Genomic DNA, 12,029 nt, shown 5'->3' with positions numbered 1-12,029 from the left:
TGCCTCAGCGAAGCGGCGCGCCTGCCTCGGATTGACCTTGGCATAGGGCAGACCGCTCCGGACGAGCGTACGTTCAAACAGGCGATGATAGGGCCCGGTGGGCTCGAAGACGACCAGGTCGATCGAGACACGATCGAGCCAAGCCAACAGCTGTGCGTGGCCTGCCGCGATATTCGCGACATGCAAGGTGCTGCCGCCGGGATTGAGGCACACGTCGAGATGGTCTTTGGAGATGTCGACGCCGAGGACCTGTGGTAGGCTCTTGCTCATCTTTTCCTCCCCTCTGCTTGTCATCCGAGGCGGCACCTCGGGTATCCGTTCAGGGCTCAAGGAAAAGAAAGGGGTGATCAAACTCTAGCTCGGTCCGCGACGACCAGCGCGATCTCGATCCGACCCCTTCCGCCGTTGGTGGGTACAGCCGCCAACGGCGGTCCGTTTTGCCACGAACGGGCAGACTCTCATAAGACAAGCGCGATCGGCTGAGGTGGAAGCGCTTCGCGCTTCCGCCGATGGCGTTAATCGCGCTCTATTCAAATGGTTGAGACCAAGATCCACGCCTCAGGCTGATTCAGCCTGAGGCGATCTTGGTCTAGGCTATTCGTCGTCGCGGCCCCGCCGGCTGTAATAAAGGGCGCCCGCGGCGGCGGCGGCGACGCCCGCCGCGGCGGCTCCGAGGCCCAGGTTGCGCCAGTTGAACAAACGGCTCTCGCCCAGGCCCTGGCCGCCTTCCTCCTCCTCGAGCCACGCGGCGTTGGCGCCATTGGCGGACAGGCGCACCTGGCCGTCGTCCACGGTGGCGACGAGGCCGCCGGAGAGATAATGATGATGGTCGGAATGCGAGCCGCTGTCGGCGCGGATCATCTTGATCCGATTGCCTTCGACGGCGTCGACCGTCCCGATATGGACGCCGTCGGCCCCGACGATCTCCATATGCTCGCGGACCTGGCTGAGATCGGCCATCTCGTCTCTCCCTCTGGTTGAGTCAGCGTAACAAACTCTCCGCCCCGCCTTTGGATGCAGGCAGCGGCGCCAGATCGGGGGCGATCGCGCCGAGCCGCGCCTCCACCGCGAAGAGCCGCTCCGGCGAGAAGAACCGCAGCGGCCAGTCGCGGCGGCCTTCGGGCCCGGCGAGCAGGCCGTTGACCTTGTCGGCCAGCGCCAGCGACGGATCCACGCGCTCCAGGTAGAGGCGAACGCCGCGCACGAAGCACTGGGTGATTGTCTCGTGATAGCCCTGCGTCTCGTCGTTCACGCCGCCGACGCTCTCGTTGAAGCGGCGGATGATCGACGGCAGGTCACGCTCGGGCAGGATGTCGGGGCGCTCGACCAGGATCCAGAGGCAGGCGGCGAGGTGCGCTTCGTGCGTCCATTCTCCCCGCGACAGGGTGCAGGCGAGCAGCCCCTCGCCGATATGGCGGACGGCCGCGTCGCTCGCGAACGGTCGTATGGGATGGTCTTCGGTCATTCCGATCTTTCTCCGAAACTGGCGTGCAAAAAGAAGGAGCGCGCCGGCCGGGCCGACGCGCTCCCTGGAAGGTCTGGTGCGGAGCGTCAGGCGGCGTGCGGCGCAGCTTCCCGGACGCTTTGGTCGACATGGGTCTCGAACTTGGCGAAATTGTCGATGAACAGGTTCACCAGCCGGGCCGCCGTCGCGTCGTAATCCGCCTTGTCGGCCCAGGTGTCGCGCGGATTGAGGATGGCGCTGTCGACGCCGGGCACGGCGACCGGGACGTCGAACCCGAAATAGGGATCCTTGCGGAACTCGGCGGCATTGAGGCTGCCGTCCAGCGCCGCATTGAGCAGCGCCCGGGTCGCCTTGATCGGCATGCGCTTGCCGACGCCGTACTTGCCGCCCGTCCAGCCGGTGTTGACCAGCCAGCAGGAGACCGCACCCTTGGCGATCCGCTCCTTGAGCAGGTTGCCGTAGACCGACGGGTGGCGCGGCATGAACGGCGCGCCGAAGCAGGTCGAGAAGGTCGCTTCGGGCTCGGTCACGCCGATCTCGGTCCCGGCAACCTTCGCGGTGTAGCCGGAGAGGAAGTGGTACATCGCCTGGTCCGGAGTCAGCCGCGCGATCGGAGGCAGCACGCCGAACGCATCGGCCGTGAGCATCACGATGTTCTTCGGCACCGGGCCCATGTTCTCGGCGGAGGCATTGGGGATGAAGTCGATCGGGTAAGCGCCGCGGGTGTTCTCCGCGAGGCTGTTGTCGTCGAGATCCAGGGTGCGGGTCTCGGGATCGATCACGACGTTCTCGAGCACCGTGCCGAAGCGCTTGGTGGTCGCGTAGATCTCCGGCTCCGCCTCCGGCGAGAGGCGGATCATCTTCGCATAGCAGCCGCCCTCGAAGTTGAAGACGGCAGTGTCGGACCAGCCGTGCTCGTCGTCCCCGATCAGGGTGCGGCTCGCATCCGCCGAGAGGGTCGTCTTGCCGGTCCCCGAGAGACCGAAGAAGACGGCGGTGTCGCCGTTCGGCCCGATGTTCGCAGAGCAATGCATCGGCATCACGCCCTTGGCCGGCAGCAGGTAGTTGAGGATGCCGAACACCGACTTCTTCATCTCGCCGGCATAGGCGGTGCCGCCGATCAGGATCATCCGCTCGGAGAGGTTGACCGCGATCACCGTCTCGGACCGCGTACCGTGGCGCGCCGGATCCGCGCGGAAGCTCGGCAGATCGATGATCGTGAACTCCGGCGCGAAGCCCTCCAGCTCGTGCGCCTCCGGCCGCACCAGCAGCGTGCGGATGAACAGATTGTGCCAGGCCAGCTCGTTGATCACGCGGACGCGGACGCGATGCTCCGGCTGCGAGCCGCCGTAGAGATCGGCGACGAACAGATCGTCCTTCTTCGCCAGCTCGGCGAGGAAGTCCTCGCGCAGCGCCGCGAATTGCGCGGCAGTCATCGACTTGTTGTTGTCCCACCAGATCGTGCCGTCGGTCTCGGCGTCGCGGACGATGAACTTGTCCTGCGCGGACCGGCCGGTGTGCTTACCGGTGCGGACCACCAGCGGGCCGTCCTTGGCGAGCACGCCTTCGCCGCGGGCGAGCGCCTGCTCGACCAGCTGCGGCGTCCCGAGGTTCCACTGAATGCGCGCCGGCGTGCTGATATTCTGCTCGGCAAGGCCGTGCGTCGGCTGGCTCTTGGCCACTCGTCTCTCCCTATGTTTTTCGTTTCTGCGCGGCGGTTTGCCGACTTCTGGAGACGGCGAATATCGGAGCGGATCAGGCCCGTCAAAGACAGCGCTGTCACGGTTTCCGGGCCTTCGGTTGCGGGTCCCCGACCCTTTCGATACAAGCCGTTCGATGACGGCGAGAGGCGTATTTGCGACATGTCCGTGACGATCGCGCTCGTCGACGATGACCGGAACATCCTGACCTCCGTTTCCATCGCGCTGCAGGCCGAGGGCTTCGCCACCCGCGTCTATTCGGACGGCGAGACCGCGCTGAAGGCGCTGGTCGACAATCCGCCCGATCTCGCCGTTCTCGACGTGAAGATGCCGCGGATGGACGGCATGGAGCTGCTTCGCCGGCTGCGCGAGCGAAGCGACCTGCCGGTGATCTTCCTCACCTCTAAGGACGAGGAGCTGGACGAGGCGCTCGGCCTCGCAATGGGGGCGGACGATTACATCACCAAGCCATTCTCCCAGCGCCTGCTGATCGCGCGGATCCGCGCCATCCTTCGCCGCGCCGAACTGCGGGCGACGCCTGCGGAGGACGGCCCGGCGGAAGGCGAGTCCGCGCAGATCGTCCGCGGCCGGCTGGCGATGGATCCGGCCCGGCACCGCGTCACCTGGGACGGCCGCGACGTCACTCTCACCGTCACCGAATTCATGATCCTGGAGGCGCTCGCGCAGCGTCCCGGTGTGGTAAAGTCGCGCAACCAGCTGATGGACGTGGCTTATCAGGACGACATCTATGTCGACGATCGCACCATCGACAGCCACATCAAGCGGCTGCGCCGCAAGTTCCGCCAGGTCGACGGCGAGTTCAGGGCGATCGAGACGCTCTACGGGGTGGGCTACCGCTTTGGCGAGGAGTGACGTCCGCGCGCTCGACACGCGCTGGTCGGGCCGCTGGATGCTTCTCCACCGCATCCTCGCGGTCAACATTTTCGCCCTGGCAATGCTCGCCGGCTCGCTTTTCTATCTCGACGGCTTCCGCAGCCGGCTGACCGCGGCCGGACTCGTCACCGCCGAGACCGAGGTCCGCATCATCTCGGACTCGCTGCGCGTCGCCGATCCGGCCGAGCGCGCGTGGCTCCTCCGCCGAACCGGCGCAGCCTCCGGCACGCGGCTGCGCCTGTTCCGCGCCGACGGCAGCCAGGCGATGGACAGCTGGGCCGGGGCGCCGCCGACCTACGAGCTGCGCGATCCGGCGCGCGAGCCCCTGCGCAAGAACGTCGCCCGCCTGCTCGACAACGTCTTCGACGCCATCGTCGGCGCGCCCGACGCGCCCCTGCTCGTGGTTCCGCCCGGCGAAGGCCTCGCCGCGTGGCCCGAGGCGGCGCAGGCGCTTCGCAGCGGCCGCGCGGTACGGATGCTGCGGCGTGCACCGGAGGGTACGCTCTTTCTCTCCGCCGCGGCGCGAGTCTCGCCCGACAGCGTGCTGCTCCTCACCCGCAACGCGCGCGACATCAGGACGATCGTGCGCGACGAGAGGATGACGCTCGGCTTCGTCCTGCTCGCCGCCATCCTGCTCTCGGTGCTGCTCTCGCTGTTCCTCGCCCGGACCATCGCCCTGCCACTCCGCCGCCTCGCGCGCGCCGCCCACCGCGTCCGGCTCGGCCGCGCGCGGGAGGTCAAGGTGCCGCTCCTTCCCGAGCGCCGCGACGAGATCGGCCTGCTCGCCCGCGCGCTGCACGACATGACCCACACGCTGAGGAACCGGATCGACGCCACCGAAGCCTTCGCCGCCGACGTGACGCACGAGCTCAAGAACCCCCTCGCCTCGTTGCGCTCGGCCGTCGACACGCTCGACCGGGTCAAGGATCCGGAGCTCCAGCAGCGGCTGCTCGACGTCGTCCGCCACGACGTCGCCCGGCTCGATCGGCTGGTGGTGGAGATTGCCGAAATCTCCCGCCTCGACGCCGAGCTTTCCCGCGCCCGCTTCGAGCCGGTTGATCTGGGCGAGGTGATCCAGTCGATGCTGCCGCATTGGGAACGACAGGCGGCGGAGCGGCAGGTGCGCATCGCCTTCGCCCGTCCGGGAAGCGGCAGCGCCGTCGTTTCCGGCGACGAATCGCGGATCGCGCGCGCGATCGACAATCTGGTCGATAACGCGATTTCCTTCTCCCCCGCCGACGGCCTGGTCGAGGTCGGCGCCGCGGAGATCGACGACCAGGTCGTCGTCACCGTCGAAGACGAAGGCCCCGGCGTTCCCGCCGACAAGCGCGAGCAGATCTTCGACCGCTTTCATTCGATCAGGCCGCCGGAGGAGGAGTTCGGCCGGCATTCCGGCCTCGGCCTGGCGCTCGCCCGCGCTACCGTCGAAGGTCATGGCGGCAGGATCGACGTCGAGGACCGGCATGGGGGCAGCAGCGGCGCGCGCTTCGTCATCCGCTTTCCGGCGCCGGCGGCCGCGGCATGAGCGAGGCGCTCGTCCATGCCTCGTGCGTCGCGATCGGCGGCCGAGCGGTACTGATCGCCGGCGCCTCGGGCCGCGGCAAGTCCGATCTCGCCATCCGCCTGATCGATCGCGGCGCCCGCCTGGTCAGCGACGATTACACCCTTCTCGCCGCCAACGGCCCGAGGCTGATCGCCACGCCGCCCGATCGCATCGCGGGGAAGATCGAGCTGCGCGGCGTCGGAATCGTCGAGCTCGAGCCGTTGCGCGGCGTGCCGGTCTGCCTGGTTGTCGATCTCGACCTCCCCGTCGAGCGCCTGCCGGACGCAGGGACGCGGACGATCGCCGGCCTCGACCTGCCGCTCATCGCGCTGTCGGCGCTTGAGGCGTCGGCGCCGATCAAGGTAGAGAGCGCCCTCCTCCGCTTCGGCCTGCCCCTTACGTGAGCTTCGCCCTGTCGTGACCTCCGGCACCCGTCCCCAACGAATCCTGCTCGTCACCGGCCTCTCCGGTGCAGGCAAATCGACCGCGCTCAAGACGCTGGAGGACATCGGCTGGGAGGTCGTCGACAATCTTCCCCTGTCGCTGCTCGAGCATCTCCTCTCGACCCCCCTCGGCAAGGGGATGTCGCGCCGCCGTCGGCCGCTCGCGATCGGCATCGACAGCCGCACCCGGGATTTCGACGCCAAGAGGATCGTCGAGCAGATCAAGAGCCTGATTGCCGAGCACGATTTCCCGGTTGAGACCCTGTTCTTCGACTGCGGCGGAGTCGAGCTGCTGCGCCGCTATTCGGAGACTCGCCGCCGCCACCCGCTCGCGCCGGACCGTCCCGCAACCGACGGCATCGCCGCCGAACGGGAGCTGATGGCGCCGCTCCGCCGCTGGGCCGACCATGTCATCGACACCACCGACACGGTCCCCAAGGCGCTGCAGCAGCAGGTCCGGGAGCGCTTCGCCGCGGGCGCGCTGACGCCCACCGTGACCATCATGTCATTCGGCTTCGCGCGCGGGCTGCCGCGCAATGCCGACAGCGTGTTCGACATGCGCTTCCTCAGGAACCCTTATTGGCAGGACGAATTGCGCGAGCTGACCGGTCTCGATCCCGCGGTCGGCGCCCATATCGCCGAGGATGAATCGTACGGGCCCGTCCTGGCGCGGATCGAGGATCTGCTCCTCACCCTCCTGCCCCGCTACCGCGACGAAGGGCGATCCTACGTGACCATCGCCTTCGGCTGTACCGGCGGAAGACACCGTTCCGTTCATGTGGCGGAGCGTATTGGCGCGGTGTTGCGCGAAAAGGGATTTTCGCCCACGGTTGAGCATCGTGACCTCGCCTCGCCGCCGCGCGAGGGCGTGGAGGGCGGCCCTTCGGGGGGCGGGCCGCAGGAATAGGATGGTTGAATGATTGGTTTGGTTCTGGTGACCCACGGCCGACTCGCGGCCGAATTCGTCACCGCCATGGAGCATGTCGTCGGCCCGCAGCAGCGCATCGAGGCGATCTGCATCGGCCCGGACGACGACATGGAGGGGCGGCGCAACGACATCGCCGCGGCGATCGGCCGCGCCGATGACGGCAGCGGGGTGATCATCCTCACCGATCTGTTCGGCGGCACGCCGTCGAACCTGGCGATCTCGCTGATGAAGTCGGAGCGGGTAGAGGTGATCGCCGGCGTGAACCTGCCGATGCTGATCCGCCTCGAAGGCGCGCGCAAGACGATGGACGTCAAGGCCGCGGTCGCGGCGGCCCGCGACGCCGGCCGCAAGTACATTTCGGTCGCGTCGGAAATCCTGGGCGAAACGGTCTGAGCGTGGCAAGCCGGACCGTCGAGCTCCGCAACAAGCGCGGCCTTCACGCCCGGGCCAGCGCCAAATTCGTCACCCTCGCCGCAGGCCAGTCGGCGCAGGTCGAGGTGGAGAAGGACGGCTCGCGCGTCTGCGGCACCTCGATCATGGGCCTGATGATGCTCGGCGCCGCAATGGGGGATTCGATCACCATCACCGCGATCGGCGACGGTGCCGACGAGGCGGTGGCGGCGCTCGCCGGGCTCGTCGAGGAACGCTTCGGCGAGGACTGATGCCGAGGCAGATCACCGCTTTCTCCAATCCCCTGGTCAAGCAGGTCCGCGGGCTGCGGGAAAAGAAGAACCGTCGCCGCGAGGGCCTGTTCATCGCCGAGGGGCTGCGCATCCTCACCGAGGCGCTCGAGGCCGGCTTCGTGCCCGAGATCCTGTTCTACTGGGAGCACGGCGGCCATCCTTTGCTCGACCAGCTGATCGCCGCGACGGAGGCCGCGGGCGGCGACGTGATCGAGACCAGCTCGGACATCCTCCACAAGCTCTCCGGCAAGGACAATCCGCAGACCGTCCTCGGCGTCTACCGGGCGCTCGACCTCACGCTCGATCGTCTCGACCGGAGCGCCGCGGACCTGTGGATCGTGGCCCAGTCGCTGCGCGATCCGGGCAATCTCGGCACGATCCTGCGGACCGGCGACGCGGTCGGCGCCGGCGGCCTGATCCTGGTCGACGATTGCGTCGATCCCTTCTCGGTCGAGGCGGTGCGGGCGACGATGGGCGCCCTCTTCACCCAGCGGATCGCCGCCGCACCGTGGGACCAGTTCGTTGCCTGGCTGCGCGCTGGCGAGGGCGAGCTGATCGGCACCAGCCTCAAGGCTGAGCACGATTATCAGGCGCCGCGCTACCGCAAGCCCGCCTTCATCCTCGTGGGCAACGAGGCGCAGGGCCTGCCCCCCGAATATGAGGCCGAGTGCGACGTGCTGGTGAAGATGCCGATGCTCGGCAAGGCGGACAGCCTCAACGCCGCGGTCGCGACGGCGGTGATGGCCTATGAAGTCATAAACCAATGGCGGCGACAACCATGAACGTTACGGCTTCGTTCAGGTAGGAACATCGATTCCGTTCGAACGCTTTGACGGGTCGTAACGGAGTAAGGTTCATGCGTAACCGAGTAACGATGCCGCGCTGGCCCGCCTGGGCGATGCTGGCGGTCTGCGCGGCCTGCGCCTATCCGGCCATCTCGAACCCGCCGCCCCAGGATCCGGGCCTCGAGCATTACGAAGCCCGCGGCAACGAGCCCGGCTGGAACCTCGTCATTCACGGCCGCCAGATCGACTACACCGGCGGCTACGGCGATCAGAAGATCCAGGTCGCGCGCCCCGATCCGAGGCCGAGCTTCAACGGCCGCCGCTACGAGACGGCGCGCCTGACTGTCGACGTCAGCTACAACCGGTGCATCGACGACATGAGCGGCCACGGCTACGAGCACGAGGTCCTTGTCACCGCCGACGGCCAGACCGTCCGCGGCTGCGGCGGCGCCCGGCGCAAGGACTGGGACGTCTAGGATCAGATTCTCCCGCTTGCGGGAGGACCTCTCTTACTCGGCCGCCTCGTCGATCGGGCGCGCCTCGATCATTGCCACCTCGCCGGCGCTCGCCAGCGCCTCGACCTTCGGGACGTCGTCGAGCTCGCGCGAGCCGGTCTCGATGTTCAGCTCGCGGAACTTGCGACCGGTCGAGACCAGGCGGCTGTTGAACGAATTGGTGAAGGTGTTGAAGTTGGTGACCGCGCTGTTGAGGCCGGTGCCGACCCTGCGCAGGTCCTCGCCGACCTTGGCGAGACGATCGTACAGCTCCTTGCCGAGCAGAGCGATGTCCCGCGCGTTCTTCGCCAGCGCCTCCTGCTGCCAGACGGAGGCGACCGAGCGCGCGATCGCGATCAGATTGGTCGGCGTGGCGAGCAGCACCTTGCGATCGAATGCATAGTCCCAGAGGCTCGGATCATGCTCCAGGGCGGCGGAGAGGAAATGCTCTCCAGGCACGAACATGATCACATAGTCCGGGCTGTTGCCGAACTGGTTCTGATACGCCTTGTTGCCGAGCGTCGTCACGTGCGCCCGCATGGCCGCCGCATGCGCCGCGAGACCGATGTTGCGCTCTGCTTCGTCCACCGCGCCGAACGCATCCTGATAGGCGTTGAGCGAGACCTTGGCGTCGATGATCAGCGTCCGGCCGCCCGGAATCCGGATGATGACGTCGGGCCGCAGGCGTCCGTCCTCGCTCTCGACGCTTACCTCCGTCTGGAAGTCGCAATTCTCGGTCAGGCCGCAGGTCTCGAGCACGTTCTTGAGCTGCTGCTCGCCCCAGCGGCCGCGCGATTTCGGCGCGTTGCGTAGCGAGTTGACGAGCTTGGCGGCCTCCGCGCTGACCTTCTCCTGGCCGACGCGCATCGATTCGATCAGGCCGACGAGATTGCCGAAGGCGTCCCGCCGCTCGGCTTCGACCTTGGCGACGCCCTCCTCGTAACGCTGCAGCCGCTCGTTGACCGGCTGGAGCAGCGCCTTGAGACCATTGCTGGCGAGCTGCTCGCTATGCTTGAATCTTTCCTCGGCTCGCTTGAGGAAGCTGTCGTGCGCGCCTTCGAGCGCCTTGCCGGCCAGCTCGCCGAACCGCGTTTCGACCTTCGTCTCGAGATCCTTGAGGTTGGCGAGCTGCTCCTCATAGGCGCGGCGGCGCTCCTCCTCGCCCTTCTCGAACGCCGCTTTGGCCTCGGCGAGCTGCTGGCGCTCGGCGCGTAGGGTGGCGATCTCCGCCTCGAGCGGCGCGACCCGCGCGGCGACCGGCCGCAGCGCCGCCGTCTCCTGCAGCGCCGTGTTGCGCTCGGCGGTCAGTGCATGGAGCTGTTCCTGGAGCGCCGGCAACTGCTTCGCCCGTTCCTCGGCGACGGCGAGGTCGGCGACGGCGCTGCGATGGTTTTCCACCGCGGCGTCGCGCTCCCTGCGCAGGGTTGCGGCCAGCCGGCTGCCGAGCAGCCAGCCCGCGGCGACGCCCGCGAAAGCGGCGGCGATGGCGACGATGACGAGCGGATCCATGTTCAAACCCCACAGGAACGAAGCAGGAACCTACGCGAGCGAACGCGCCTGCTCAAGCCTTTGCGGAAGCAAGGGAAAAATAGCTGTGGAGAAATGGAGAAAGGAAACGCGCCGGCGCGTGGGGCGCACCCTTACCGGGACACGTCATCCCGGCGAAAGCCGGCATCTCAGGGGGAGAAGGCGCGAGCTTCAAGCGAATGCGCCGAACCTTCCACCGGCGACTGCGCGCTTCCGACCCGAGATCCCGACTTTCGCCGGGATGACGTGCTTGGGAGTGCCGCTTAGGCGGCCAGCTTCGCTTTCTCTTTCCGGTACTTGGCGAGCTTCTTGAGGATCATCTCGCGCTTCAGGCGGGAGAGATGGTCGATGAACAATATGCCTTCGAGATGGTCCATCTCGTGCTGCAGGCAGACCGCGAGCAGGCCGGTCAGCTCTTCCTCGTGGCTGACGCCGTCGCGATCGAGCCAGCGGGCGCGGATCCGGTCCGGCCGGTCGACCTCGGCATACATTTCGGGGACCGAGAGGCAGCCCTCGTTATAGGGCACGAAATGGTCGGATTCCTCGAGGATCTCGGGGTTGATGAAGACCAGGGGCTGGCGCACCGGCTTGCCGTCCTCGTCTTCCTCCTCCTGGAGATCGATGACGAGCAGGCGCTTGGGCACGCCGACCTGGATGGCAGCGAGGCCGATGCCCGGCGCGGCGTACATCGTCTCGAACATGTCGTCGATCAGCGTCCGGATCTCGTCCGTGACCGCCTCGACGGGCGTGGATTTCTGCCGGAGCAACGGGTCCGGAGTCTCGATGATCGGGAGGATGGCCATAGGCCCGAAATAGGTGAGAGAGCCCCCGAAATCAAGATTTTGCAGCTGCGAAGAAGCCCCGTTTAGGGGCGCTCCGCCGTGGCGATCAGGCCACCGGCCGCCGCGCCCGCAAGGCTTGGGCGAGCGTGCCTTCGTCGAGATAGTCGAGCTCGCCGCCGACCGGCAGGCCGTGGGCGAGCTGGGTAATCCGCACTGGATGGCCCTCCAGCCGCTCGGCGAGATAATGGGCCGTGGTCTGGCCCTCCAGCGTGGCATTCATCGCCAGCACCACTTCGTCGATGCCGCCCCCGGCGACGCGCGCGATCAGCCGGTCGATCGAGAGATCTTCCGGCCGCACGCCTTCCAGCGCGGAGAGGCGGCCGCCGAGAACGTGGAAGCGGCCGGGGAACAATCGCGAACGGTCGAGCGCCCACAGGTCCGACACCTCCTCGACGACGCAGAGCAGGCGATCGTCGCGGCGCGGATCGGAGCAGACCGCGCACGGATCGGACGTGTCGACATTGCCGCAAAGCGAGCAGACCGAGAGGCGCTCGTTCACCTGCTCGAGCGCGCGCAGCAGCGGCGTCAGCGCCACCTCCCGCTTCTTCAGCAGGTGCAGCACCGCGCGCCGCGCCGAGCGCGGACCGAGCCCGGGCAGGCGCGCCAGCGCCTGGGTCAGCGCGTCGATTTCGGGAGAGGCCATGGCGCACAGGTAGCGGGCGGACGGCGAGGATTCAAATCGGGGACCAATCCCCCCGGTACGGAGAGGAATTGTGACTCCCTTC

Annotated in this window: 14 protein-coding genes and 1 pseudogene; 8 read left to right on the top strand and 7 right to left on the bottom strand. The window is 67.6% G+C overall.

Features of this window, described 5'->3' with window-relative positions; translation table 11 throughout:
* From E2493_RS11580 to E2493_RS11565, 4 genes and pseudogenes are all read right to left on the bottom strand, one after another.
* A partial coding sequence (locus E2493_RS11580) for an IS110 family transposase (protein WP_167737493.1) occupies positions 1 to 270 on the bottom strand: 270 nt, incomplete at its 3' end.
* Between the two features lie 441 nt (positions 271 to 711).
* Positions 712 to 960: pseudogene (locus E2493_RS11575) on the bottom strand (DUF2171 domain-containing protein); the annotation flags it as partial.
* A 22-nt stretch (positions 961 to 982) separates the two neighbouring features.
* Entirely contained in the window at positions 983 to 1,465 is a 483-nt protein-coding gene (locus tag E2493_RS11570; RefSeq protein WP_135086892.1) for a hypothetical protein, read from the bottom strand.
* An 86-nt stretch (positions 1,466 to 1,551) separates the two neighbouring features.
* Positions 1,552 to 3,147, bottom strand: coding sequence for a phosphoenolpyruvate carboxykinase (locus tag E2493_RS11565; RefSeq protein WP_135086890.1), 1,596 nt, complete (start codon positions 3,145 to 3,147; stop codon positions 1,552 to 1,554).
* A 180-nt stretch (positions 3,148 to 3,327) separates the two neighbouring features.
* On the opposite strand from E2493_RS11565, the gene E2493_RS11560 reads away from it, so the two are divergent.
* From E2493_RS11560 to E2493_RS11525, 8 genes are all read left to right on the top strand, one after another.
* Positions 3,328 to 4,038, top strand: coding sequence for a response regulator transcription factor (locus tag E2493_RS11560; protein WP_135086888.1), 711 nt, complete (start codon positions 3,328 to 3,330; stop codon positions 4,036 to 4,038).
* A gap of 37 nt (positions 4,039 to 4,075) precedes the next feature.
* Entirely contained in the window at positions 4,076 to 5,584 is a 1,509-nt protein-coding gene (locus tag E2493_RS11555; protein ID WP_135086908.1) for a sensor histidine kinase, read from the top strand.
* On the top strand, positions 5,581 to 6,006 hold the full coding sequence (locus tag E2493_RS11550) for an HPr kinase/phosphorylase (RefSeq protein ID WP_135086886.1): 426 nt from the start codon (positions 5,581 to 5,583) through the stop codon (positions 6,004 to 6,006). The genes E2493_RS11555 and E2493_RS11550 overlap by 4 nt, the downstream gene beginning before the upstream one ends.
* Before the next feature lie 13 nt (positions 6,007 to 6,019).
* Positions 6,020 to 6,952: an RNase adapter RapZ gene (rapZ, locus tag E2493_RS11545; protein WP_225421405.1), complete on the top strand. Its 933-nt coding sequence runs from the start codon at positions 6,020 to 6,022 to the stop codon at positions 6,950 to 6,952.
* Between the two features lie 9 nt (positions 6,953 to 6,961).
* Positions 6,962 to 7,366, top strand: a complete 405-nt coding sequence (locus E2493_RS11540; protein ID WP_135086884.1) for a PTS sugar transporter subunit IIA — start codon at positions 6,962 to 6,964, stop codon at positions 7,364 to 7,366.
* The gene (locus tag E2493_RS11535) at positions 7,363 to 7,635 is read left to right on the top strand and encodes an HPr family phosphocarrier protein (protein WP_135086882.1); all 273 of its coding nucleotides are present in this window, start codon (positions 7,363 to 7,365) and stop codon (positions 7,633 to 7,635) included. The genes E2493_RS11540 and E2493_RS11535 overlap by 4 nt, the downstream gene beginning before the upstream one ends.
* The gene (locus E2493_RS11530; protein ID WP_135086880.1) at positions 7,635 to 8,438 is read left to right on the top strand and encodes a TrmH family RNA methyltransferase; all 804 of its coding nucleotides are present in this window, start codon (positions 7,635 to 7,637) and stop codon (positions 8,436 to 8,438) included. The genes E2493_RS11535 and E2493_RS11530 overlap by 1 nt, the downstream gene beginning before the upstream one ends.
* A gap of 74 nt (positions 8,439 to 8,512) precedes the next feature.
* The gene (locus E2493_RS11525; RefSeq protein ID WP_135086878.1) at positions 8,513 to 8,917 is read left to right on the top strand and encodes a hypothetical protein; all 405 of its coding nucleotides are present in this window, start codon (positions 8,513 to 8,515) and stop codon (positions 8,915 to 8,917) included.
* Positions 8,918 to 8,950: 33 nt separating this feature from the next.
* Here the strand turns inward: E2493_RS11525 and rmuC are convergent, their stop codons facing one another.
* The 3 genes from rmuC to recR all read right to left on the bottom strand — a co-directional run bounded on the left by rmuC (position 8,951) and on the right by recR (position 11,947).
* Positions 8,951 to 10,444 carry a DNA recombination protein RmuC gene (rmuC, locus tag E2493_RS11520; protein WP_135086876.1) on the bottom strand — a complete coding sequence of 498 codons (1,494 nt, stop codon included), beginning with the start codon at positions 10,442 to 10,444 and terminating at the stop codon, positions 8,951 to 8,953.
* A gap of 281 nt (positions 10,445 to 10,725) precedes the next feature.
* Positions 10,726 to 11,265 (bottom strand): peptide deformylase, encoded by a 540-nt coding sequence (gene def / locus E2493_RS11515; RefSeq protein WP_135086874.1) that lies wholly within the window; start codon positions 11,263 to 11,265, stop codon positions 10,726 to 10,728.
* An 85-nt stretch (positions 11,266 to 11,350) separates the two neighbouring features.
* On the bottom strand, positions 11,351 to 11,947 hold the full coding sequence (gene recR, locus E2493_RS11510; protein ID WP_135086872.1) for a recombination mediator RecR: 597 nt from the start codon (positions 11,945 to 11,947) through the stop codon (positions 11,351 to 11,353).
* Positions 11,948 to 12,029: the final 82 nt, after the last annotated feature.

Origin of the sequence: Sphingomonas parva (ex Maeng et al. 2020), from assembly GCF_004564275.1 — a bacterium.
Classification (GTDB): Bacteria; Pseudomonadota; Alphaproteobacteria; order Sphingomonadales; family Sphingomonadaceae; genus Allosphingosinicella; species Allosphingosinicella parva.
The sequence above is the reverse complement of the archived record's forward strand: the minus strand, read 5'-3'. Positions and strand labels throughout refer to the sequence as shown.